General features: G+C 61.8%; 24 protein-coding genes. 14 read left to right on the forward strand and 10 right to left on the reverse strand.

Annotation, left to right across the window (positions count from 1 at the left end; genetic code table 11):
* Positions 1 to 98 precede the first annotated feature (98 nt).
* The 4 genes from paaG to OO25_RS08600 are packed head-to-tail and all read left to right on the forward strand — an operon-like array spanning position 99 to position 3,271.
* Entirely contained in the window at positions 99 to 884 is a 786-nt protein-coding gene (gene paaG / locus OO25_RS08585; protein ID WP_040179655.1) for a 2-(1,2-epoxy-1,2-dihydrophenyl)acetyl-CoA isomerase PaaG, read from the forward strand.
* Positions 885 to 898: 14 nt separating this feature from the next.
* A complete protein-coding gene (gene paaI / locus OO25_RS08590) occupies positions 899 to 1,324 on the forward strand; it encodes a hydroxyphenylacetyl-CoA thioesterase PaaI (protein ID WP_040175627.1) in 426 nt (141 codons plus the stop codon).
* A 33-nt stretch (positions 1,325 to 1,357) separates the two neighbouring features.
* Positions 1,358 to 2,668, forward strand: coding sequence for a phenylacetate--CoA ligase PaaK (gene paaK, locus OO25_RS08595; RefSeq protein ID WP_040179656.1), 1,311 nt, complete (start codon positions 1,358 to 1,360; stop codon positions 2,666 to 2,668).
* A gap of 6 nt (positions 2,669 to 2,674) precedes the next feature.
* The gene (locus OO25_RS08600; RefSeq protein ID WP_040179658.1) at positions 2,675 to 3,271 is read left to right on the forward strand and encodes a TetR/AcrR family transcriptional regulator; all 597 of its coding nucleotides are present in this window, start codon (positions 2,675 to 2,677) and stop codon (positions 3,269 to 3,271) included.
* A 172-nt stretch (positions 3,272 to 3,443) separates the two neighbouring features.
* Here OO25_RS08600 and OO25_RS08605 read toward each other — a convergent pair whose 3' ends face one another.
* Together OO25_RS08605 and trpS are read right to left on the reverse strand one after the other, a co-directional pair.
* Positions 3,444 to 3,650, reverse strand: a complete 207-nt coding sequence (locus OO25_RS08605) for a cold-shock protein (protein ID WP_014875579.1) — start codon at positions 3,648 to 3,650, stop codon at positions 3,444 to 3,446.
* A 54-nt stretch (positions 3,651 to 3,704) separates the two neighbouring features.
* Entirely contained in the window at positions 3,705 to 4,733 is a 1,029-nt protein-coding gene (gene trpS, locus OO25_RS08610; protein ID WP_040179659.1) for a tryptophan--tRNA ligase, read from the reverse strand.
* 128 nt (positions 4,734 to 4,861) lie between these two features.
* Here trpS and OO25_RS08615 point away from each other — a divergent pair, with 128 nt between their 5' ends.
* A complete protein-coding gene (locus tag OO25_RS08615) occupies positions 4,862 to 5,548 on the forward strand; it encodes a rhomboid family intramembrane serine protease (protein WP_040175384.1) in 687 nt (228 codons plus the stop codon).
* Between the two features lie 44 nt (positions 5,549 to 5,592).
* On the opposite strand, the gene OO25_RS08620 is transcribed toward OO25_RS08615, so the two are convergent.
* From OO25_RS08620 to OO25_RS08635, 4 genes are all read right to left on the reverse strand, one after another.
* The gene (locus OO25_RS08620; protein ID WP_139044763.1) at positions 5,593 to 6,150 is read right to left on the reverse strand and encodes a hypothetical protein; all 558 of its coding nucleotides are present in this window, start codon (positions 6,148 to 6,150) and stop codon (positions 5,593 to 5,595) included.
* A gap of 201 nt (positions 6,151 to 6,351) precedes the next feature.
* On the reverse strand, positions 6,352 to 7,905 hold the full coding sequence (gene murJ, locus OO25_RS08625) for a murein biosynthesis integral membrane protein MurJ (protein ID WP_040179663.1): 1,554 nt from the start codon (positions 7,903 to 7,905) through the stop codon (positions 6,352 to 6,354).
* Positions 7,902 to 10,730 carry a [protein-PII] uridylyltransferase gene (locus tag OO25_RS08630; protein ID WP_175304811.1) on the reverse strand — a complete coding sequence of 943 codons (2,829 nt, stop codon included), beginning with the start codon at positions 10,728 to 10,730 and terminating at the stop codon, positions 7,902 to 7,904. Before OO25_RS08630 ends, murJ begins: the two co-directional genes overlap by 4 nt.
* Positions 10,690 to 11,862 (reverse strand): penicillin-binding protein activator, encoded by a 1,173-nt coding sequence (locus OO25_RS08635; protein ID WP_040179667.1) that lies wholly within the window; start codon positions 11,860 to 11,862, stop codon positions 10,690 to 10,692. Before OO25_RS08635 ends, OO25_RS08630 begins: the two co-directional genes overlap by 41 nt.
* An 84-nt stretch (positions 11,863 to 11,946) precedes the next feature.
* On the opposite strand from OO25_RS08635, the gene rsmI reads away from it, so the two are divergent.
* The 3 genes from rsmI (at position 11,947) to gshB (ending at position 14,245) form a co-directional block, all read left to right on the forward strand.
* Positions 11,947 to 12,807: a 16S rRNA (cytidine(1402)-2'-O)-methyltransferase gene (gene rsmI, locus OO25_RS08640; RefSeq protein WP_040179668.1), complete on the forward strand. Its 861-nt coding sequence runs from the start codon at positions 11,947 to 11,949 to the stop codon at positions 12,805 to 12,807.
* Positions 12,808 to 12,809: 2 nt separating this feature from the next.
* Entirely contained in the window at positions 12,810 to 13,214 is a 405-nt protein-coding gene (locus tag OO25_RS08645) for a YraN family protein (RefSeq protein WP_040179670.1), read from the forward strand.
* A gap of 98 nt (positions 13,215 to 13,312) precedes the next feature.
* On the forward strand, positions 13,313 to 14,245 hold the full coding sequence (gene gshB, locus OO25_RS08650; RefSeq protein WP_040173373.1) for a glutathione synthase: 933 nt from the start codon (positions 13,313 to 13,315) through the stop codon (positions 14,243 to 14,245).
* A gap of 22 nt (positions 14,246 to 14,267) precedes the next feature.
* Here the strand turns inward: gshB and OO25_RS08655 are convergent, their stop codons facing one another.
* The 4 genes from OO25_RS08655 to cobU form a co-directional block, all read right to left on the reverse strand.
* Positions 14,268 to 15,770 carry a YifB family Mg chelatase-like AAA ATPase gene (locus OO25_RS08655; RefSeq protein ID WP_040179671.1) on the reverse strand — a complete coding sequence of 501 codons (1,503 nt, stop codon included), beginning with the start codon at positions 15,768 to 15,770 and terminating at the stop codon, positions 14,268 to 14,270.
* Between the two features lie 120 nt (positions 15,771 to 15,890).
* Entirely contained in the window at positions 15,891 to 16,574 is a 684-nt protein-coding gene (locus OO25_RS08660; protein ID WP_040179672.1) for a glutathione S-transferase, read from the reverse strand.
* A gap of 58 nt (positions 16,575 to 16,632) precedes the next feature.
* A complete protein-coding gene (locus OO25_RS08665) occupies positions 16,633 to 17,238 on the reverse strand; it encodes a histidine phosphatase family protein (protein WP_040173378.1) in 606 nt (201 codons plus the stop codon).
* A complete protein-coding gene (gene cobU / locus OO25_RS08670; protein ID WP_040179673.1) occupies positions 17,235 to 17,753 on the reverse strand; it encodes a bifunctional adenosylcobinamide kinase/adenosylcobinamide-phosphate guanylyltransferase in 519 nt (172 codons plus the stop codon). Before cobU ends, OO25_RS08665 begins: the two co-directional genes overlap by 4 nt.
* 296 nt (positions 17,754 to 18,049) lie before the next feature.
* Between cobU and OO25_RS08675 the strand changes: the two genes are divergently transcribed.
* The 6 genes from OO25_RS08675 to OO25_RS08700 all read left to right on the forward strand — a co-directional run bounded on the left by OO25_RS08675 (position 18,050) and on the right by OO25_RS08700 (position 23,658).
* On the forward strand, positions 18,050 to 18,928 hold the full coding sequence (locus OO25_RS08675) for an RNA polymerase factor sigma-32 (protein ID WP_040173382.1): 879 nt from the start codon (positions 18,050 to 18,052) through the stop codon (positions 18,926 to 18,928).
* Complete coding sequence (locus OO25_RS08680; RefSeq protein ID WP_040179675.1) at positions 18,925 to 19,872, forward strand: ChaN family lipoprotein; 948 nt, start codon at positions 18,925 to 18,927, stop codon at positions 19,870 to 19,872. The genes OO25_RS08675 and OO25_RS08680 overlap by 4 nt, the downstream gene beginning before the upstream one ends.
* A gap of 117 nt (positions 19,873 to 19,989) precedes the next feature.
* Complete coding sequence (gene coaBC / locus OO25_RS08685; protein WP_040179677.1) at positions 19,990 to 21,192, forward strand: bifunctional phosphopantothenoylcysteine decarboxylase/phosphopantothenate--cysteine ligase CoaBC; 1,203 nt, start codon at positions 19,990 to 19,992, stop codon at positions 21,190 to 21,192.
* Between the two features lie 42 nt (positions 21,193 to 21,234).
* Positions 21,235 to 21,690, forward strand: a complete 456-nt coding sequence (dut, locus tag OO25_RS08690) for a dUTP diphosphatase (protein ID WP_040173389.1) — start codon at positions 21,235 to 21,237, stop codon at positions 21,688 to 21,690.
* Positions 21,690 to 22,802 (forward strand): HesA/MoeB/ThiF family protein, encoded by a 1,113-nt coding sequence (locus tag OO25_RS08695; RefSeq protein WP_040179678.1) that lies wholly within the window; start codon positions 21,690 to 21,692, stop codon positions 22,800 to 22,802. Before dut ends, OO25_RS08695 begins: the two co-directional genes overlap by 1 nt.
* A 43-nt stretch (positions 22,803 to 22,845) precedes the next feature.
* Positions 22,846 to 23,658 (forward strand): transporter substrate-binding domain-containing protein, encoded by an 813-nt coding sequence (locus tag OO25_RS08700; RefSeq protein WP_040179679.1) that lies wholly within the window; start codon positions 22,846 to 22,848, stop codon positions 23,656 to 23,658.
* The last annotated feature ends 60 nt before the right edge of the window (positions 23,659 to 23,718 follow it).

The following is a 23,718-nucleotide window of genomic DNA, read 5'->3' on the forward strand; positions in this document are numbered from 1 at the left end:
GGCTGCACGGTCTGAATATGAGAAGTCGCAAATATATTGACCAACCGGTCGGTTTATGCAAGGTCTTTGTCAACAACTGCACGAGGGGAGGCGCGGCAATGTCTGAAACGCTGTTGGTGGAGGACCACGGGACATGGGTGGAAATCACCCTGAACCGTCCGGACCGGTTGAACAGTTTCACCGAGGAGATGCACCACGCCCTGCGCGCAGCCCTTGAGGCGGCCCGTGATGGCGGTGCCCGTGCGGTGCTGCTGACCGGGGCCGGACGCGGCTTTTGCGCCGGGCAGGATCTGGGCGACCGCGATCCGCGCAAGATGGACGGACCGCCTGATCTGGGCCACACCGTCCGCACCTTCTATGCGCCGCTGGTGAACCTTATTCGCTCGCTCAACTTTCCGGTCATTTGTGCCGTGAACGGCGTCGCCGCCGGGGCAGGGGCCAATCTGGCGCTGGCTTGCGATGTGGTCCTCGCAGGGGAGAGCGCCAAGTTCATCCAGTCGTTTTCCAAGGTCGGCCTGATCCCGGACACCGGCGGCAGCTGGCATCTGCCGCGGCTGCTGGGCGAGGCCCGCGCCAAGGGGCTGGCACTGACCGCCGAACCTCTGCCTGCCAAGACAGCCGAAGACTGGGGTCTGATCTGGAAGGCGCTGCCGGATGCCGATTTGATGACCGAGGCCCGCGCCATGGCGGAGAAATTCGCTAACGGCCCGACGCTGGGTCTGGGGCTGACCAAACAGACGATACAGGCCGCCGCCGTCAACACGCTGTCTGATCAACTGGAGATCGAAGCTAACGCCATGAAGACCTGCGGCGAAAGCGCGGATTACGCCGAGGGCGTTGCCAGCTTCCTTGAAAAACGCGCGCCTGCTTTCAAGGGCAAGTGACCATGACACAGTCGATGACGCCAAAAGACCGCGCAGAAAAATCCGCCGCTGCCATGTGGGCGGACGACCATGCCTCCAAGTGGGCGGGCATGGAGATCACCCATGTGGACGAGGGCGAGGCCACTCTGGAGCTGACCGTGGCCCAGCACCACTGCAACGGCCATGGCATCTGCCATGGCGGGGTGACGTTCATGCTCGCCGACAGTGCCTTTGCCTTTGCCTGCAACAGCCGCAATCAATCAACGGTGGCGCAGCACAATGTGGTCAGCTTCACCGCGCCGGGACGGCTGGGCGACCGGCTGATTGCCAAGGCGCATGAGGTCTCCCTGACCGGGCGCAGCGGTATTTACGACGTGACAGTCAGCAATCAGAACGGCCAACAGATTGCTGAATTCCGGGGCTTCTCCCGCGCGATAAAGGGCCAGTTGTTTGATGAATAAGCTGTTTTGCAAAGACGAGCTGTGGAGGACGCCATGAAAGACCTGACCCCAAACAAGGCGGATCTCGATCCGATTGAGATTGCCTCCATCGACGAAATCCGCACCCTGCAGCTGGATCGGCTGAAATGGTCGTTGCGCCATGCCTATGACAATGTGCCGATGTACACGCAGCGCTTTAACGAGGCGGGGGTGCATCCCGATGACCTGCAACAGCTCTCCGATCTGTCGAAGTTCCCATTTACCTATAAAAATGACCTGCGGGACAATTACCCCTTTGGCCTGTTTGCTGTGCCACGCAGTGAGATCATGCGCCTGCATGCGTCCTCCGGCACCACAGGCAAGCCGACCGTGGTGGGTTACACCGCCAATGACATCAGCAATTGGGCCGATCTGGTGGCACGCAGCCTGCGCGCCTCCGGCCTGCGCAAGGGCGATATGGTGCATAACGCCTATGGCTACGGGTTGTTCACCGGCGGTCTTGGCGCGCATTACGGGATCGAACGGCTGGGCGCCACTGTCGTTCCGATGTCGGGTGGCCAAACCGAGAAGCAGGTGGGCCTGATCACTGATTTCAAACCCGACGGCATCATGGTGACGCCCTCCTACATGCTCAACATTCTGGAGCAGTACCACAAGGTCGGCATGGACCCGCGCGACTGCTCGCTGAAGGTGGGCATCTTTGGCGCTGAACCCTGGACCGATGCGATGCGTCGCGAGGTTGAAGAGGCCTTCGATATGCACGCGGTTGATATCTACGGCCTGTCCGAGATCATGGGGCCGGGTGTCGCCAATGAATGTGTTGAGACCAAAGACGGCCCGGTGATCTGGGAGGACCACTTCCTGCCCGAAATCATCGACCCGCAGACCGGCGAGGTGCTGCCGGATGGAGAGCTGGGCGAGCTGGTCTTTACCACCCTCACCAAAGAAGGCCTGCCAATGGTGCGTTACCGCACCCGCGACCTGACCCGACTGCTGCCGGGTACCGCGCGTTCCATGCGGCGGATGGAGAAGATCACCGGCCGCAGCGATGACATGATCATCCTGCGCGGCGTCAACGTCTTCCCCAGCCAGGTCGAGGAGCAGCTGCTGGCGACCGGTGGCCTGGCGCCGTATTACCAGATCGAACTCTACAAATCGGGCCGCATGGATGCGATGCGGGTGTTTGTGGAGGCGACTCCGGACGCCACAGATGAGCTGAGCAAGACCGCAGCGGCGCGCATGCTGACCAAGCGGATCAAAGATATGGTTGGCGTCTCGACCGAAATCATCGTCGGCGAGCCGGGATCGGTGGAGCGCAGCCAGGGCAAGGCCAAGCGCGTTGTCGACAACCGCAGCAAGGAGTAACACGGCTTGGCCCGCACCATTGCAAAAGACCACGACGAGAAACGCGCCCAGATCCTGAAATCTGCGGCCAAAGTCTTTGCCGAGCAGGGATTTGACCGCGCGTCGATGACCCAGCTGGCGCGGGAATGCGGGATCTCCAAGGCCAATATCTACCACTATTACGACAGCAAGGATGCCGTATTGTTCGGCGTCCTTGATACCTATCTGAGCGATCTGCGCGATCGGGTCTGCGGTGTGGACGTCAGCGCGCTTTCCCCTGATCAGCGGCTGCGCCGCATCGTCTCGGAAATCCTGCTGGCCTATCAGGGGGCCGACCACGAGCATCAGGTGCAGATCAGCGCCATGGGAGCCCTGCCGGAAGAGCAGCAGAAGCTGCTGCGCGCCTATCAGCGTGAACTGGTGCACCTGGTCAGTGACGCGCTTGCCGGGGTCGCGGCCGACGGCATCGCCAAGGATCCGGCGAAGCTGCGCGCCGCCACGATGTCGGTCTTCGGTATGCTGAACTGGTATTACATGTGGAATTCCGGCGCCGGATCTGAGGCGCGTGAAGATTACGCGCAGATGGTGGCGGATCTGACCATGAACGGTATCCGATCGCTGTAGCTGGCTGACCGGGTCAGTCCGGTGGTGGCGCTCTCCAGCGCCGGCAAAATAATCTACCCCAGACATGCAAAAGGCCGCCTGAAACGGGCGGCCTTAGGGTGATTCTATCCACAGATTTCCGTGGTCAGAATGTCTTTAGATGGATGGGCGCGGAAACTCCGCGCCGCGATCCTTACAGCAGTTCCAGCGAACCTGCGGACTGCTTGCCGTCACGACCAGTTTCCAGCTCGTAGGAAACTTTTTGGTTGTCGTTCAAACCATTAAGGCCCGAGCGTTCAACCGCAGAGATGTGTACAAACACGTCCTTGCCGCCAGACTCAGGCTCGATAAAGCCGTAGCCTTTTGTTGCGTTGAACCATTTCACGGTGCCATTGGCCATCCGAATTCTCCAGTATCTATCTCCCCGCAGGGTGCGGGATCGTAAGGCCTGATATCACAGAGTGACCGGCGCCACCATGCCCACAATGTCATAAGTTTTGCGAAGGATGGGGGCTGTGATCTCTCGGGCACGCTCTGATCCGCGTGCAAGAATCTTGTCGATCTCGTCCTGATGCTGCATCAGCCGGGCCATTTCGGTGGTGATCGGGCTCATTTTTGCAACCGACAAGTCGGCCAGCATCGGTTTGAACTCCGAAAACGCCTTGCCACCCACATCCGCCAGCACCTGTTCGACCGATTGCTCGGCCATGGCGGCGTAGATGTTGACCAGATTGCGCGCCTCAGGCCGCCCGTCCAGCCCCTCAACCTCGGAGGGCAGGGCGTCAGGGTCAGTCTTGGCCTTGCGGATCTTCTTGGCGATGGTGTCGGCATCATCGGTCAGATTGATGCGGCTGGCATCAGATGCATCCGATTTCGACATCTTCTTCGATCCGTCCCGCAGCGACATCACGCGTGTGGCCGCGCCCTCAATCACCGGTTCGGTCAGCGGAAAGAAGTCGACCCCGTAGTCGTGATTGAACTTGGCCGCAATGTCGCGGGTCAGTTCCAGATGTTGCTTCTGATCTTCGCCCACAGGCACATGGGTGGCGTGGTAGACCAGAATGTCTGCCGCCATCAGCGCCGGATAAGCAAACAGACCAAGCGAGGCGTTCTGCGCGTTCTTACCGGCCTTGTCCTTCCACTGGGTCATCCGCTGCATCCAGCCCATGCGGGCCACGCAGTTGAAGATCCACGCCAGCTGCGCGTGTTCGGGGACCTGGCTCTGGTTGATCAGGATCGACTGTTCAGGATCAAGCCCAGCGGCAATGAAGCCTGCGCAAAGCTCGCGGGTGGATTTCTTCAGATCCGCCGGATCCTGCCAGACGGTGATCGCGTGCATGTCCACCATGCAATAGATGCTCTCTACGTCCTTGGCCTGCCAGTCCACGAACCGCTTCAGCGCGCCAAGATAGTTGCCAAGGTGCAGATTGCCCGATGGCTGGATGCCGGAAAACACGCGTGGCGTGAATATGGTCTCGGTCATCAAGAAACTCCCGTCTGGAATTAGGATCCTCGCTGGCTTAACCATGGCGGGAACCATCGTCAACCGCGCGCGGATCAACCGGGCTGCGGGGCAGGGCGGCAGAGCAGGCAAGCAGGAGCAAGATCACAATGGACTACCAAAAAGAACCGTCTCCGGTGAATCCGCTGCCGCCGGTTGTGGTGGCGCTTGTGCTGATCATCATGGCGATCGAAGCCGGGTTTTCGCTTGGCGCGCGCGGGATCTTTGGCGGGCCTGAGGCGGTGGGCTGGCGGCTGGAGGCGATCCAGACCTATGCTTTCTCCTCGGAGGTGCTTTGGTGGATGTGGGACACGGGGCAATGGCCGACGGAGCATCTGATCCGCTTTGTCTCCTATCCCTTTGTGCATGTCGCCTTCACCCAGACGCTGTTCGTCTGCGTCTTCGTCCTCGCCATGGGCAAGATGGTGGGCGAGATCTTTGGCGATCTGGCCATGGTGCTGGTCTTTCTGGTCTCCGGCGTTGGCGGTGCTGTGGGCTATGCGCTGCTGACCCAGTCATCGGTGCCGCTGATCGGTGGCTTTCCCGCCGTCTACGGGCTGATCGGGGCCTTCACCTATATTCTGTGGCGGCAATTGTCGCTGGTCGGGGCCCAGCAAAGCCGTGCCTTCACGCTGATTGCCTTTCTGATGGGGATCCAGCTGCTGTTTGGCCTGTTGTTCGGCGGCACGCTTGACTGGGTCGCTGACCTTTGCGGCTTTGCCACCGGCTTTGGCCTGTCCTTCTTCCTCGCCCCGGGCGGCTGGGCCCGCATCCGCAACCGCATCCGCCGGGAGTAGGGGGGATGTCGGTCGCAATGGGAGTTGTGCTGAACTTCCCACCTTCAGGTAGTTCTACAGCGTTTCCAGAGCGCTTGATCCCGTTGGCCTATCATCGCGCCATAGATCATTTCATCTAAACACTCATGCCTATAGTTCTCGTAGAGGTACTTCGCGTCAAGGACCAGAACGGAGTTACGGTTCACTATGAGCGGTATGGGATGAAGTCGAAATCTCAAGCCTGCGCTTTTTAGGAAAGTCGAACTTCCGGGTTGAGAACGTGATATTTTCCCGACATCAAGCCCTAGTTGCGATGCAAACTCCACATTCTTGATGTCGTCGAATCCATCAAGAAGCAGCACCCAAATATCAACATCCGCCAGGCTGGTTGGCTTGCGTGAGGAGAGCTGGCCTTTGGTATCTGACATCAAACTCGAGAACAGGGGGGGATTTGAATATAGTTCTTCACCCTGCCAAAATATGAACGTCGACGGATTAATCCTCTGTTCGTAACGGGCTAATGTGTCGTTCTTCATCGAGCCCAAGGCGAAAGCGAAATATGCGACCAAAAACAGCAGGTAAACGCCTGCTAGTTTTATAGCCCAGCCTAGAGATCGTCTCATATTTAGTAACCTCAAAATCATTTCAATAACGTCGCAATATTGAAAAATCTTGCAGAGGGACAGTATTAGTCAACATCGGGAAGGAGCTTAAACCGGTCATGCAGCACCTGCTTGCAAAGCAATGGTTCTTATCTGATTGTTAAAGACCAGAGTGCGCACCCTTTACACGTGCTCTACACTCAGTCTCGCCATTCGAACCCATCACTCCGTGCCACCACCTCGCCGCACAGCACGTCTCAGATCTCCCAGGCGCACCGCGCCGATGATCTGGCCAACGCCGAAATAGATGGCTGCGCCCAGCACGATCAGCCCCAACAGCGCGAGGTAGCGCCAGCTGGGCAGGTAGAACAGCCAGCCAAACTGCTGCACCATACCAAAGAGCGCAGCGCCCATGATGGCGGAGGCGATGAGAATGCGCAGGCTCCGGTCGTAGAACCGCTGGTCGAACCGCGCGACCTCGCCCATGCGGCGGGCGCCCAGCCACAGGCAGGCCACCATAGCCCAGCCCGCAACAGTAGCCGCGATGGCAGGGGCGATCCAGCCGACATAGGGTTTCAGACCAAAGGCCAGCACCGCATTGATCACCATCGCCACCAGCGCGTAGCGGAACGGTGACCGCGTATCCTCACGGGCGAAAAACAGCGGTTGCAGCACTTTTTGCAGCACGAATGCCGGCAGGCCCGCGCCATAGATCGCAACTGCCAAGGCAATGGCGGCCACATCCTGCGCCCCGGTTGCGCCGCGCTCATAAAGAACGGAGACCAGCACCACAGGCACCGCCAGAAACGCGGCGGTTGAGGGCAGGGTCAGCAGCAAAGAGAACTCCCCAGCACGGGAGAATGCATCACGGGCCCCCGCATCATCGCCCGCCCGCAGGCGGCGCGACAGATCCGGCAGCAACACAATCCCGATGGCAATCCCGACAACCCCGAGCGGCAGCTGATACAGCCGGTCCGCCACAAACAGCCAGCTCACCGCGTTTTCAATGTCAGAGGCCACCTGCTGCCCGACCACAAGATTGATCTGCGTGACCCCCATCGCCAGCGCTGCCGGGAGTGCCACCCGCACGAGGTTTTTCATCTGAGGTGTCCAGCGCGGCAGGCCGGGGCGCAGGCGAATGCCAGTACGACCGGCGGCGATCCAGACCAGCGCCAGCTGCGCGACACCGGCCACCGGAATGGTCCAGACCAGCCAGGTGATCACCGCGCCTCCCATCGTTGCCCCAGCGATCATCGCCGCGCAGGCAAAGATATTGAGCAAGACAGGCGCCGCCGCCGCCGCCGCAAAACGGCCGGTGGCATTTAGCACACCAGAAAACAGCGCCGCCAGCGACATGAACAGGATATAGGGAAAGACGATCTGACCATAGCCCACCGCCAGATCAAACCGCGCATCGCCAACAAAACCGCCCGCCGTGGCCCAGACCAGTGCGGGCATGAACACCATGCCAAGCCCGACCAGCAGCAGAACCGTGATGGCCAGCAGGTTGAACGCCTCCTGCGCAAAGCCCTGCGGGTCGTCACCGCTTTCCAACCGCTTGGCAAACATCGGCACAAAGGCCGCGTTAAACGCCCCTTCGGCAAAGAAGCGGCGGAACATATTGGGCAGTCGGAAAGCGGCCACAAAGGCATCCATCAATGGACCGGGGCCAATATAAGCGGTGATCAGGATTTCGCGCAGAAACCCCAGGATGCGGCTTGCCAGCGTCCAGAATCCGACGGTGAGAAAGCCTGACAGCAGTTTGATCGGCTTCATGATCCGGCCCGCTTTGCCCCTTCGGCGATGGCGCTGCGCAGCTTGGCTTCCAGCGATTTCTGCTTGGCCTCGGAGTAGTATTTCAACCCGAACATATCCTTCACGTAGAACGCATCGACCACCTGTTCGCCATAGGTCGCGATCACCGCGTTGGCGATATAGATATTCGCCCCCGCCAGCGTACGCGCCAGATCATAAAGCAGGCCCGGCCGGTCGCGCGTATCCACTTCGATGATGGTGTAAATCTCAGATCCGTCGTTGTCGAAGGTGATATGCGTCGGCACATTAAACGCCCGCTCGCGCTTCTTGATCTTGTCGCGCGATTTCAGTGCCTCACCCGTGATCACTTCGCCCCTCAGGGTCTTGTGGATCATCTCGCGCAGTCGCGGCAGGCGCTCCGCCTCATAGGGGTGGCCTTCGGAATCCTGGATCCAGAAGGCATCGGTCACATAGCCGTCCTTGGTCGTATAGGACCGCGCATCAACGACATTGGCCCCGACCAGTGCCAGCGCGCCGGCAATGCGGGCAAAAATGCCGGGGTGATCGGCCATGCAAAAACAGGCCCGTGTCGCATCACGGTCTTCGTCGGGATGGAGGCGGACAATCATGCCTCCCGGATCATCCAGATCGGTCAGCTCCCGCAGCATCTCGGCGAAATCAATATGCGCGGTCACATGCAGGCCCTGCCAATAGGGATCATAATGACGCGCAGTCTCCACCTTCAGCTCCGCCTTGGTCCAGCCGGGCAGGGCGGCGCGCAGGGCCTTCTTGGCTTCTGTACCGCGATGGGCGCGGTTCAGCGCCTCCATGCCGTTTTCCAAGGCCTCGCGGGTCTGGTTATAAAGCGCGCGCAGCAGCGCTGCCTTCCAGTTGTTCCAGGTGTCCGGCCCGACGCCGCGAATGTCGCAGACCGTCAGCAGCAGCAGCAGGTCCAGCCGCTTGATCGTCTTTACCGCCTTGGCGAAATCACGCACCGTGCGCGGATCGGCGATATCGCGTTTCTGCGCCATATCCGACATCAACAAATGATAGCGCACCAGCCATTCCACGGTTTCGCTGTCGCTCTTGTTGAGGCCCAGCCGGGGCGCCACCCGCCGTGCAATCTGCGCGCCAAGGATCGAATGGTCCTGCTCGCGCCCCTTGCCGATGTCATGCAGCAGCATCGCCACCAACAGCACCTTGCGGCTCAACCCTTTGCGCAGGATTTCCGAGGACAGCGGCAGCTCGTCTTCCAGCTCTCCCCGTTCAATCGCCGCGAAGTTGGCGATCACCTGAATGGTATGCTCATCCACGGTGTAGGAGTGGTACATATTGAACTGCATCATCGCCACAATCGGCTCGAACTCCGGCACAAAGGCGCTGAGCACCCCCAGTTCGTTCATCCGACGCAGGGCGCGTTCTGGATTGCCGTGTTTCAGCAGCAGATCAAGGAAAATACGCCGCGCTTCCTTGTCATTGCGCATCTCGTCATCCACCAGATGGAGGCTGGCAGTGACGAGCCGCATGGCATCAGGGTGGATCAGCATCCCCGTGCGCAGCGCCTCTTCAAAGATCCGCAACAGGTTTAGCTTATCAGCGCAGAAGGCATCGGGATCAGCGACATCCAGACGGTTATGGACCACCACGTAACCGGGCTTCACCCTTGGGCGACGGCGGAAAATCCGTTCCAGCAGCGGCTCGCTTTTCTGGTGGGTGGCCTCCAGCTTGGTCAGGAAAATCCGGGTCACATCGCCGACTTTGGTGGCGTGGCGGAAATACTCCTGCATGAAGACCTCAACCGCCCGGCGCCCGGCGCGATCCTCATAGCCCATGCGGGCGGCGACCTCGACCTGAAGGTCAAAATTCAGCTGCTCGGTGGCGCGTTTGGTCAGCAGATGCAGATGGGCGCGTACCGCCCAGAGGAAGTTTTCAGCCTTGGCAAAGGAGTCCAGCTCTTCCGGGCTGAACAGCCCCATGGGCACCAGTTCGGCCACATCCTGCACCTGATAGAGATATTTCGCGATCCAGTAGAGCGACTGCAGATCGCGCAGGCCGCCTTTGCCTTCCTTGACGTTGGGTTCTACCACATAGCGCTCGCCCTGTTTCAGATGGCGGGCGTCGCGTTCGGCCAGTTTGGCTTCGACAAAGTCGCGGGCGTCCTTGGAAAACAGCTCCGCAGTCAGGCGCCGGTCCAGATCTGCGGCGAGCCCGGCGTCCCCATCCAGAAACCGCTGTTCCAGCATGGCAGTGCGGATGGTGAAATCCTCACCCCCCAGCCGGATGCAATCGCGGATGGTGCGGCTGGAATGGCCCACCTTCAGACGCAGATCCCACAGGATATAGAGCATCGATTCAATCGCACTCTCGGCCCAGGCGGTGATCTTGTAAGGCGTCAGAAACAGCAGATCCACGTCGGACTGCGGCGCCATCTCACCCCGGCCATAGCCTCCAACAGCAATCACCGCGATCCGTTCGCCTTGGGTGGGATTCGACAGCGGGTGCAGCAGGCTGGTGGCGGTAAAATATGCGGCGGTGACCAGCCCATCCGTGAGATAGGCGTAAGAGCGCGTCAGCGCCCGCGCCGCAAAGGGTTCCTCGGCAAAGGCTGCCGCGATGGCGGCGCGCCCGGCGAGATTGGCCTCGCGCAGGATTTTAACAACGCCAGCGCGCAGCTCCGCCGCCGAGCAATCCCGCGACAGGGCAGTGATGGCAGCGCGCACGGCAACGGCGTCAAAAATTTTGCCGGGGTCGCAGATCAGCGGCCCCAGCAAAGGTGGGAGATGGACGGTGTCCGGCAGCGCTGGATCAGAATCCGGCACCGGCGAAGCTGCTGGGAGCTGGGTCAATAACCACAACCTTCTGTTCTTGGATTGTCGCAACCGCAAGGCCGCGTTCATTGGTACCATCCGGGCGCAGGCGGAAAATGCCGCCAGTGCCCTGGAATCCATTGCCACGGGTCAGGGCCGCGCCGGTCAGCGCGTCGGATTTTCCTGCACTCACCAATGCGCCAATCGCGGCGATCCCGTCATAGGCAAGCCCACCAATGGGGTGCGGCGCGGCGCCATAGTTGGCCTGATAGCGGCTGCGGAATTGCTGCGACCGGTTGGTGTCGGGCATTGCGAACCAGCCGCCCTGCACACCCGGCAGGGCCAGCGTCTGTGCCGGGATGTCCCAGCGCGTGAGGCCGATATACTGTGTCGCGGCAGGATCCACGCCCGCCTCCGGCATCAGCTGGGTCAGCAGGGGCAGGGCGCCGGCGGTATTCGCGGTCAGGAACACCGATTGCGCACCGCTGCTGGCCACGGTTGAGCGGATTGTTGGAATGGCATTGATCACGCCCTGCTGCGACAGCTCATAGCTGACCGCCCCACTGATGCTGGCACCATTGCCTGCCGCCGCGCGCTCAATCGCCACACGACCGGCCTGACCTGCGGGATCGCTGCCGCTGACAACCACCATATTGCCCTTGCCCTGACGGGCGGCATAGCTGGTCAGACGGCGCGCTGTATTGTCAAACGTCGGGCCCAGAATGAAGACATTGCCACCGGCAATGGCGCTGTTGTTGGAAAAGGCCAGAACGTTGACATTGCGCTGTGCGGCAACCAGACCGGCAGCATTGGCGGCCTCGGCGTAGACCGGCCCCAGAATGATCCGCGCGCCATCGTTGATTGCAGTGGTCGCGGCGGTTGCAGCCTGCTGCGGCGCGCCTGCGGTGTCATAGATTCGCAGATCGATCTGCGCCCCGTTCAGATCCGCAATCGCCATCCGGGCAGCGTTCTCAAGACTTTTGGCCAGCAGCGCATCACCGGGCTGGGCCGACCCGCGCGGCACCAGCAGGGCGACGGGCACGGGCTTGGTTGTGTTGATCGACGGGCCGCCACCGGTTGGCAAGGTGTCACAGGCGGCCAGTGCCAGCGTCGAAACCACGGTTGCAGCGGCCATTGCCGCCTTGCGGGCGTGTTGAAAAACAGCAAACATAATGGACTTGAAACTCCCTTGTCCGGCGGCGTACGCCGTGTTGGTACCTGAGGGATCATAAACGACCAACAAGGCGGGTCCAGCGTGAATCACAAGATCGTCCATTTGCCATCCGGCCTCTACTTTGTTGCGACGCCCATCGGCACCGCGCGCGACATCACTTTGCGGGCGCTGGATGTGCTGGCCTCCGCCGATCTGATCGCTGCCGAGGACACCCGCTCCCTGCGCAAGCTGATGGAAATCCACGGGGTTCCGCTGAACGGGCGGCAGATTGTGGCCTATCACGATCACAGCGGTGCAGGGGCCCGCGCACGCCTGCTGACCGCGCTGGAGGCGGGGCAATCCGTGGCCTATGCCTCCGAGGCGGGTATGCCACTTATCGCCGATCCGGGCTATGATCTCAGCCGCGCCGCCGCTGAGGCCGGGCATCTGGTGACCGTTGCACCGGGCGCCTCTGCGGCGCTGGCGGCGCTGACATTGGCGGGTCTGCCAACGGATGCGTTTTTCTTTGCAGGCTTTCTGCCCAATGCCAGCGGTGCCCGCCGCAAGCGGCTGGAAGAGCTGACAGCGGTGCCCGGCACGCTGGTATTCTACGAATCGCCGAAGCGGATTGCCGCTTCCCTGCGCGATATGGCAGCGGTTCTCGGGGATCGCCCTGCCGCGCTCTGCCGTGAAATCACCAAGAAATTCGAAGAGGTGCGCCGCGACAGCCTGCTGACCCTCGCCGAAGGTCTGGATCAGGCCCCCGTGAAGGGCGAAATCGTGGTGCTGGTGGATCGCGCCCGCGGTGCCAGTGTCAGCGACGGCGATCTCGACAGCGATCTGCGCGCCGCGCTGAAGGACAATTCCGTGAAAGACGCCGCCTCCATCGTGGCGGAGATGCACAATCTGCCCCGTCGGAAGATCTACCAACTGGCGCTTGATATGGCCAAGGACGAAGGCTGAGCATGGCTGGGCGGCAGGACACCCCGCCCAAGCGCGCCTCTGCCCGTGGGCTACGTGGCGCAAAATCCCATCACGCCGGACAGGCGGCGGAGGAGTTGGTGGCGCGTTTCTATGAGCGGCAGGGCTATCAGATCGCGGCACGCCGTTGGCGCGGCGGCGGCGCCGAAATCGATCTCATCCTGCGGCTTGGCGCGATGGTGGTGTTTGTCGAGGTCAAACACAGCGCCACCCGCGATCAGGCGATGGCGCGCATCAATGCCGCGCAGATGCAACGCATGATGGCCAGTGCGGCGCAGTTTCTGGCGGGGGAACCGGCGGGCCAGCTTACCGAGTCACGGCTGGACGTGGCTGTGGTCAATGGCACCGGTAGGGTTGAGGTGCTGGAAAACGCTTATGGTCAGGGTTGATCAGTTCAGCCATTGAACCCGCCGCCAAGCTGGGCCATGTATTCGATGTGGGCGGTTTTGCCCATGTCATTTTGCCCAGGTCATGAGGGACTGACATAATGAAAATCGCCTTCCAAATGGATCCGATCACCGACGTTGACATCAACGCGGACAGCAGCTTCCGCATCGCGGAGGAGGCGCAGGCGCGCGGGCATGAGCTGTTTTTCTACAGTCCCGACCAGCTCGCCTATCAGGAAGGGCGGATCACCGCGCGCGGCCATGATATGACGGTCCAGCGCGTTGCTGGTAGCCCGGCGGAACTCGGCCCACGCCGCGAAGTGGATCTGAGCGACTTTGACGTGGTCTGGCTGCGTCAGGACCCGCCCTTTGACATGCATTACATCACCTCGACCCATCTGCTGGACCGCCTGAAGGGCCAGGCGCTGGTGGTCAATGATCCGTTCTGGGTCCGCAACTACCCGGAAAAGCTGCTGGTTTTGGACTTCCCTGAATTGACGCCGCCGACCACTGTCGCCCGCGATCTGGAGACCATCAAGGCCTTCAAGGAAAAACACGGCGACATCATTCTGAAGCCGCTCTATGGCAATGGCGGGGCCGGGGTGTTCCGGCTCGACGCCAATGACCGCAACCTGACCTCGCTGCATGAGCTGTTCACCGGCTTCAGCCGCGAGCCACTGATTGTGCAGAAATTCCTGCCCGACGTGTCCAACGGCGACAAGCGGGTGATCCTTGTCGATGGCGAACCCGTCGGGGCTATCAATCGCGTGCCAGCAGCGGGCGAGACCCGCTCCAACATGCATGTGGGTGGCCGGCCCGAAAAAATCAGCCTCAGCGACCGCGATCGTGAGATTTGTGCCGCCATCGGTCCGTTGCTGCGCGAGAAGGGCCAGATCTTTGTCGGCATTGATGTGATCGGCGACTATCTGACTGAGATCAACGTGACCTCCCCCACCGGCATTCAGGAGCTGGAGCGCTTTGACGGGGTGAATATCGCCGAAAAAATCTGGCAGGCGATCGAGGCCAAGCTTTGAGCCACGGGCGCCGAAACCCCGCCTAGGCAGCAATCCGAAAACTGATCGCTTCGGCGATATGGGGGCGGCGGACATCCGGCGCCCCATCCAGATCCGCGATGGTGCGGGCCACCCGCAAGACCCGGTGATACCCGCGCGCAGTAAGGCCGAACCGGTCGGCAGCCTGTAGCAACAGCGCGCGGCTCTCGGCATCGGGGGTCGCCACCTCTTCCAGCAATTGCCCCTCCGCATCGGCGTTCTGGCGCAGGCCGGGATGATCGCGGTAGCGGCAGGTCTGGATTTCACGCGCGATGGCTACCCGCATCGCCACATCTGCTGATGGTTCGCTGTCGCCCGGCATGTCCAGATCGGCAAATGCCACTGGCGGTACATCCACCCGCAGGTCAAACCGGTCCATCAATGGCCCGGAAATACGGCCAAGATAATCCGCCGAACATTGCGGCGCCCGCGCACAGGCCCGGCTGGCATCGCTCAGCGCTCCGCATTTGCAGGGGTTGGCCGCTGCCACCAGCATGAAGCGACTGGGGTAGCTGACATGGGCATTGGCGCGCGCCACATTCACTTGGCCGGTCTCCAGCGGCTGGCGCAGGGTTTCCAGCACCGCGCGGCTGAACTCCGGCAGCTCATCAAGAAACAGAACCCCGTTATGGGCCAGGCTGATCTCCCCCGGCTGCGCCCGCCGTCCGCCACCGACAATTGCCGCCATCGATGCGGTGTGATGGGGTTCGCGGTACGGGCGGTCGCGGCGAATGCCACCGTCGTCGATCAACCCGCAAAGCGACTGGATCATGGATGTCTCCAGCGCCTCAGCCGCCGTGAGGGGCGGCAGGATAGAAGACAGCCGCGCCGCCAACATGGATTTCCCCGATCCCGGCGACCCCACCATGAACAGATGATGCCGTCCGGCGGCGGCGATTTCCAATGCGCGTTTGGCCCGTTCCTGACCTTTCACATCGCGCAGATCCTTGCCTGTGGGGCCCTCAATGACGTCACCGGGTTCCGCCGGGGGGATCACCATCTGCCCGGTAAAATGCCGCACCACATCTGATAACCCGCTGGCGCCAATCACCGTTGCATCACTGACCCAGGCGGCCTCCGCGCCAGAGGCCTTGGGGCAAAGCAGGCGCCGTCCTTCACTGGCGGCCGCCATGGCGGCAGGCAGCGCGCCCACCACGGGCACCAGACTGCCATCGAGCGACAATTCCCCCAGCGCGATGGTCTCGGAGGCGGCTTCCGGCGGCACAATCTCGATGGCGGCCAGCAGCGCCAGCGCGATGGGGAGGTCGAAATGGCTGCCCTCCTTGGGCAGATCTGCTGGCGACAGGTTGACGGTGATCCGGCGCGAGGGCAGGGCTATCGACATGGTCGCAAGGGCGGAGCGTACCCGTTCGCGCGCCTCGCTCACGGCCTTGTCGGGCAGACCCACGATGGAGAAGGCAGGCAGGCCGGGTGCGACGGCGCATTGCACCTCCACCGGGCGGGCCTCTATGCCTTGAAAGGCCACGGTATACGCGCGCGAAATCATCTCTCCCCTTTCCGCTGTGGGTGGGAGAGATGCTTTGGCAACGTGGTTTCGGAGTCGTTAATGCGCGTGCGAAACCCTTGGGGTTTTACGTATTATTTACCTTGAGGGCCGACCAGAGGCTCAGCTCAGCTGCCAGGGTTTGCGTGGCAGATCAATCGGATAGGGATCGCTGGCATAGCTCACCTCATCCATACGGTCCCGCCAACGGCGCAACACAGGGTCAGAAAGCGTGACCCGGCAATAGGCGCGCATCGCCTCCGAAACGGGCAGGTCAAAGCCAACAATGCGTGCCGCCACCGGCGCATAAAAGGCATCCGCGATGGAATAGCTGCCAAAGAGCCAGCCTTCCGCGCAGCCAGAGACCGTCCGCGCATGGTCGAACAGCGCCTCAACGCGCCGCAGATCCGCAAGAACTGCATCAGAGGGTTCAAACCCCTGATAGACATGGGCCAATTGCATCGGACAGGCGCTGCGCAGCGCGCCAAAGCCAGAGGCCATCTCCGCCACCAACCAGCGGGCCGTTGCGCGCTGGCGCGGATCTTCGGGCCACATGCCCGCCTCAGGGTGGCGCTCCGCCAGCGTTTCGGCAATGGCGACGGTTTCGCCAATCACGGTCCCATCGGGGAGTTGCAGCGTGGGCAGCAGCCGCGCAGGCGCCAGCGCCGCCATCTGCGCTTTCATGGTGCCCGAAAACATCTCAATCAAGGAGACCTCATGGGGCAGGTTGAATTTTTCCAGCATCAGCCAGCCGCGCAACGACCAGCTGGAATACTTGCGATCACCGATATAAAGTTGATATGTCATGGCGCGAAGCTAGCGCGTCACAAGTCATTCCCAAAGGTAATATTTGTGCACACATCCATCACGGATTGTGATTGATTTTCCCGCAGCCCCAGCCTTGCTCCCAATCGGTTCCCTGATGGGTGAGTTCCGTGATCGACAGATTGTCGATCCGGTGAGAGAAGGCCTCCTCGGCAGTCAGCCGCTCGGCCCGCTGGATTTGTGTCAGGATCTGGCCGAAATGGCCCACCACAATCAGATCGCGCCCACGATGGGTGTCGATCAGCCCGTTGATGGCGCCATTTACCCGCGCGCAGACCTGATTCCAGCTCTCGCCGCCAGGCGGGGTCACATCGCCGGGGGTTTCCCAATAGGCGCGGATGCGTTCGGGGTCTTCGGCGTCAATCTCCCGCCAGCTGCGCAGCTCCCAGGCGCCGAAATGAATCTCGCGCAACTCCCGATGATCCTCCAGCCGCTGCCGGTCGCGGCCGATGGCGGTGGCGGTATCGCGCGCCCGGCTCAGATCGGAGGAGACCACCAGCGCCTGTTCCGGCAGGTAGCCATGCAGCCGGTCCAGCGCGGCAGTGTCCGACAGATCCGCGGGCAGATCGGACCAGCCGACCATGGATTTGGCATGGGTGGGACCGTGGCGGACCAGAAACAGCCGTGTGATGGCATCGTTGTTCATAGCGTTCCTTTCAGCAGCTGCGGCAGTCCGGCGGTGACCAGCACGGCCCGGTCGGCCATTCCGGCCAATGCGATATTGAGCCGCCCCTGCGCCTCGCGGAAGGCGCGCGCCAACGCATTGTCCGGCACAATGCCGTGGCCCACCTCGTTGGAGACGACAACCACCTCAGCCGCGCAGCGCCCCAGCGCCTCCAGCAGGTCGCGCTGAGCGGCCTCCAGATTCGCCTCCGCCAGCATCTGATTGCTGAGCCACATGGTGGCGCAATCCACGAGGCAGATCTGATCTGCCGTTAGCGAGTCGAGCACCGGCGCAATGTCCATTGGCGCCTCATGGGTGGTCCAGCCGGTGCCCCGCTGATGGAGGTGGCGATCAATTTTCGCCCGCATCTCATCGTCAAACACTTGTGAAGTGGCGAGATAAACCCTGTCTTTACCAGAGTTTAGGCAGAGGTTTTCGGCAAAATCAGACTTGCCCGACGCTGCGCCGCCCAGAATGAATGTGACTTTAGACGGCACTTTTATTACCCTGATTGCATCGAGTGTTGCGTGACTGGGTAGCCACGGGTGCGATGCAGCACAAGATGTGTTGACCACAAGAGCGCGTCAACCTGCCGAGGGTGGCGCCATATTTCAGACGTTGATTGCACCCCAGACCGGCCCGATGCGGCGGCGCTTTTAGGCGTTTTTCTCCACGCCCCATCCGGCCGCGAAGAACCGTCCCGACCCTATTTTCGGGAAATTGCCAATTGTGAAGTGATCCAAATCCGCGCAGCGCGCGTAATCAGATCAAAATTCATCTACGGGGAAGAAAAATGGCACTTGATACCATGATCGAAAACCCGTTGCCCAAGCGGGCAATGAAGGCGGAATTGCTGGACGCGGAAACAGAGCTGCAACTGGCCTATGCTTGGCGGGATGAACGCGATGTGCAGGCGCTGCACCGCTTGATCAACGCCTATATGCGACTGGCCATTTCGATGGCGTCCAAATTCCGCCGCTACGGCGCTCCTATGAACGACCTCATCCAGGAGGCGGGTCTGGGCCTGATGAAGGCGGCGGATAAGTTTGATCCTGATCGGGGTGTGCGGTTCTCCACCTATGCGGTCTGGTGGATCAAGGCCTCCATTCAGGACTATGTGATGCGCAACTGGTCGATGGTGCGGACCGGCTCGACCTCTTCGCAGAAATCGCTGTTCTTCAATATGCGCCGGGTGCAGGCTCAGCTGGAGCGTCAGGCCCAGTCGGAGGGCTCACGTCTGGATCAGCATCAGCTGCACCAGCAGATTGCCACCGAAATCGGCGTGCCGCTGCGGGATGTTCAGATGATGGACGGGCGGCTGGCGGGCGCGGATTTCTCGCTAAACGCTGTCCAGTCAGCCGAGGAAGAGGGGCGCGAGTGGATCGAGGCGCTGGAAGATGACAGCGCTCAGGCCGCCGAGCTGGTCGAGGAGAGCCATGACACCCAGCAGCTGCGGACCTGGCTGGTGGAGGCGATGCAGGCGCTGAATGATCGCGAACGCTTCATCATTACGGAGCGCAAACTGCGGGACAAGCCCCGCACATTGGAGAGCCTCGGAACCGAGCTGGGCCTGTCCAAGGAGCGTGTGCGCCAGCTGGAGGCAGGCGCCTTCCAAAAGATGCGCAAATCGCTTGAAACCTGCTCTCGGGAAGTTCAAAACTTCCTCCTATGACAAACCATAGTATTTTTATCAACAAAGGCGCGACCCACATCGGACGCGCCTTTTTCATCTGCGCGGCGGCGCTGCGTCCCATGGCCCTCGGCGGCCTTGTCTCTGCCGCTGCAATCATCGGTACTGCCCGCGCAGATCAATCGGTCAGCCAGACCGCCCAGACAGCGACGCCAGCGACCTCCGTTTTAGACGTGGTGTCACGGCTCACGGATGCGGATGTGGTGTTTCTGGGGGAGGTGCATGACAATCCCGCCCACCATACGGCGCAGGCGGAGATTATCGCCGCGCTAGCGCCTGCCGCCGTGGTTTGGGAAATGATCACCCCGGCGCAGGCTGCCGGTCTGACCCCGGATCTGTTGCGGGATGGTCCTGCATTGGCGGAGGCGCTGGACTGGGCGCAGTCCGGCTGGCCGGAATTTGCACTCTACCAGCCGGTTTTTGCGGCGGGCCACGGGGCCGCGCAGGTCGGGGCCTTGGTGCCCCGCGCTGAGACCCGCCGCGCGATGGAGCAGGGGGTGGCGCGTTTTTTCGGCGCGGAGGCGGCCGCATATGGTTTGACCGAACCGCTGCCAGAGGCCGAACAGGCCGCGCGGGAGGCCGACCAGCTGGCAAATCACTGCAACGCAATGCCCGCAGAGATGCTGCCGGTTCTGGTCGACCTGCAACGGCTGCGGGATGCCGCACTGGCGCGTGGTGTTGTGACGGCGTTGGACCAGCTGACAGATGGGATCGCCGACCAACCGCGTCCGCAGGTGGTTGTCATCACCGGCAATGGCCATGCCCGGCTGGACCGAGGAGCGCCTGTGGCCTTGCGATTGGCCCGGCCTGATCTCAAAATTGTCGCCCTTGGCCAGTCGGAGGGCGGGCAAATCGACGGTGTGTTTGACGTGCTGCTGGATGCGCCGCCGGTTTCGCGGCCCGACCCCTGCCTTGCGTTCCAGTAAAAGGGGAGCAGTTCAACCGGGGAGACGACCACTTGATCGTGGCCCCGATGGAAAACCGTTTCACACTGGCGACAGGGCGCAGTAGAGTTTGCCGGGATCTGCGGCAAGGATAGGCAAATGCTGGCGAACAAACGTATTCTCCTGATCATCGGTGGCGGAATTGCCGCCTATAAATCGCTGGAGCTGATCCGCCGTTTGCAGGATCAGGGCGCTGAGGTGGTGCCGGTTCTGACCAAGGCAGGAGAGGAATTTGTCACCCCCTTGTCGGTCTCTGCGCTGGCTGGGCAGGCGGTGCATAGCGATCTCTTCGACCTCACGACCGAGGCTGAGATGGGCCATATCCAACTGTCGCGTAGCGCGGATCTGCTGGTGGTGGCCCCGGCAACCGCAGACCTGATGGCGAAAATGGCCAATGGCCACGCCAATGATCTGGCCTCCACCCTGCTGCTGGCGACAGATACGCCGGTGCTGCTGGCGCCTGCGATGAATGTCCGAATGTGGCAGCACCCCGCAACGCAGCGCAATCTGGCCACACTGCTGGCGGATGGCATCACCTGCGTCGGCCCTGATGAGGGCGGCATGGCCTGCGGTGAATTTGGCCCAGGTCGTCTGGCTGAACCGGACGCGATTGTTGCCGCCATTGCCGCCAAACTCTCTGACGGGCCGCTGAAGGGACGCCGCATTGTCCTGACCTCCGGCCCCACTCATGAGCCGATCGACCCGGTGCGCTATATCGCCAACCGCTCCTCCGGGGCGCAGGGGACTGCGCTGGCCCGTGCTCTGCGCGATCTGGGCGCTGAGGTGGTCTTCATCACGGGCCCGGCCAGCGTCGCGCCGCCCGAGGGGGTGGAGGTGGTGGCCGTTGAAACCGCACAAGAGATGGCAGATGCGGTGTCTGCCGCCCTGCCTGCGGATGCCGGTGTCTTTGCCGCAGCGGTGGCCGACTGGCGCGTCACCAGCGCCTCGGACCGCAAGCTGAAGAAATCAAAGGACGGCCTGCCGGTGTTGGAATTTGCCGAAAACCCCGACATCCTCAAAACCGTGTCGCATCTGAAAGAAGGTCGACCAGGGCTGGTTGTGGGCTTTGCCGCAGAAACCAATGATGTGGTGGATAACGCCACCGCCAAACGCCTGCGCAAGGGCTGTGACTGGATTGTGGCCAATGACGTCTCCCCGGCGACGGGCATCATGGGTGGCAGCGAAAACGCGGTGATCCTAATCTCCGATGCAGGCGCCGAAAGCTGGCCGCGCATGGACAAGAGCGCAGTCGCGCGCCAGTTGGCCGATCGCATTGCAGAGGCGCTGACCGATAGGGGCTGAGGTGCCCGAATAGGAACAAACGAACAAGGACAAGGCACGGGAATGGTCGAGATCCGCATCACATATGACGACGGCGCAGATAGGGATGTGCCGCTGCCCGCCTATCAGACGGCCGAAGCCGCTGGTGCCGATCTGCGCGCCAACCTGCCGGATCGCGCGCGCCTGACTCTTGCCCCCGGTGCCCGCGCGCTGGTGCCGACCGGGCTGCGACTGGAAATCCCGCAAGGGTACGAGGTGCAGATCCGTCCCCGCTCCGGCCTTGCGCTGAAACATGGCATTACCCTGCCCAACGCGCCCGGCACTATCGACAGCGACTATCGCGGCCCGCTGGGGGTGATTGTGATGAACGCAGGTGATGCCCCGTTTGAGATCGCCCATGGCGACCGCATCGCGCAGATGGTGGTTGCGCCGGTATTGCAGGCGCGATTTCAACTGGTCAACAGCCTGAGCGACAGCGCGCGCGGCAGCGGTGGCTTTGGCTCCACGGGGCAGCACTGATGCTGTCGATTGTTGTTCTTGCCGCTCTGATCTGGTGGGGCGGGCGGGTTCTCGGGCTGGGGCGCAACCTGCGTCTGGGTCTGCTTGGCGTGCTGTATCTCGCTATTCTGGCGGTGCATCTGACCCTGCCTGAAACGGCACCGCTGCGCGTGGGCACCGGTGGATCTGTGGCACCCTGGCTGGTGCTGGCCGGTATGGTGGCTCTGGTGCTGGCCTATCGCCATGTGCTGCGCCGCCTGCGCAGCCGCGCGCAGCCGGAGGCGGAAGCACAGGAGGGCGCCCAACCCCGCCCGGACAAATTTTCGGAGAGCGAGCTGGACCGCTACGCCCGACATATTGTCCTGCGCGAGCTGGGCGGGCCGGGGCAAAAGAAACTCCGCAAGGCGCGCGTTTTGGTGATTGGAGCCGGGGGATTGGGCGCGCCCGCGCTGCAATATCTTGCCGCCGCCGGGGTCGGTACCATCGGGGTGATCGATGATGATCTGGTGGAAAACGCCAATCTGCAGCGGCAGGTGATCCACCGGGATCATGACATTGGCATTCCAAAGGTGTTCTCGGCGCAGGCCGCGATGGAGGCGCAGAACCCCTATGTCACCGTGCGCCCCTACCACCGTCGCCTGGATGCGGAGATCGCCGCCGATCTGTTTGGCGATTATGATCTGATCCTGGATGGCACCGATAATTTCGAGACGCGCTATCTGGCCAATCGGACCGCTGTGGCACTGGGCAAGCCGCTGATTTCAGGCGCGCTGTCGCAGTGGGAGGGGCAGATTTCGCTGTTTCACCCCACCTCAGGCGGCCCTTGCTATCAGTGCATCTTTCCTGAAGCGCCGGCAGCAGGCCTCGCCCCCAGCTGTTCCGAGGCGGGGGTCGTGGGCCCATTGCCCGGCGTGGTTGGCGCGATGATGGCACTTGAGGCGATCAAAGCCATCACCGGCGCCGGTCAAACCCTTCAGGGCGAGATGCTGATTTACGACGGGCTTTATTCCGAGAGCCGCAAGATCACCCTCAGCCAACGCAGCGATTGCCCGATTTGCGCGGGCGGAGCGGAAGCCGGAGAAGACAGCAGCAAAGAGGCAGGCGCGCCGCGCTCCGATGCGGAGGCCACCTGAGACACGCTGACGACTCAATCACATCACCAAAGGGGAGGATAAGATGACATTCACATGGACTGGGACGGCGCTGAAAACAGCGGCCGCAACCGCAGGCGCGGCCTTGCTGGCAAGCGCAGCTATCGCGGCGGATTTGCCGGATCTTGAGGGGCGCGAAGTGGTCGTGTCGGTGGAAAACGCCTATCCGCCACTGCAATTTGTTGAACCCTCCAGTGGCAAGGCAATCGGCTGGGAATATGACGCGATGGCGGAGATCGCGGAGCGGATCAACATCACCGTCGTCTATGAGACGACGAGCTGGGACGCGATGATTCCTGCCGTCAGCGATGGCCAGTATGACATGGGCATGACCGGCATCACCATCCGCGACGATCGTAAGGAAAAAGTCGATTTTTCAGACAAATACCTGACCTCGCAGATGCGCATGATCGTGGCCGGGGATGAGAGCCGGTTTGATGATGCTGCAGGTTTTGCCGCGGATGCGGATCTGCTGGCAGGCGCGCAGCCCGGCACCACGCCGTTTTACGTGACAGTTTACGATATCCTTGACGGCGATGAGGCGAACCCGCGTATCAAGCTGTTTGAAACCTTTGGCGCGGCCATTCAGGCGCTGCGCACGGGCGATGTGGATCTGGCATTGTCTGACAGCACCGCCGCAAATGGCTATGTGCAGGCTTCTGATGGTGCGCTGAAAATCGTGGGTGAGCCGCTGGGGACCGAGGATTTCGGCTTCATCTTCCCCAAGGGCAGCGATCTGGTGGCACCGATCAATACAGCCATCTCCGCAATGGAGGCAGACGGCACGCTGGATGCGCTGAACACCAAATGGTTCCTTGAGTATAAGCTCGGCGGGTAACCCTGCACAGACAACGACCAATCCCCGGCCCAGGCGCCGGGGATTTCTACATCAAGGGGC

Origin of the sequence: Phaeobacter sp. S60, assembly GCF_000826845.1 — a bacterium.
GTDB classification, from domain to species: Bacteria; Pseudomonadota; Alphaproteobacteria; order Rhodobacterales; family Rhodobacteraceae; genus Phaeobacter; species Phaeobacter piscinae.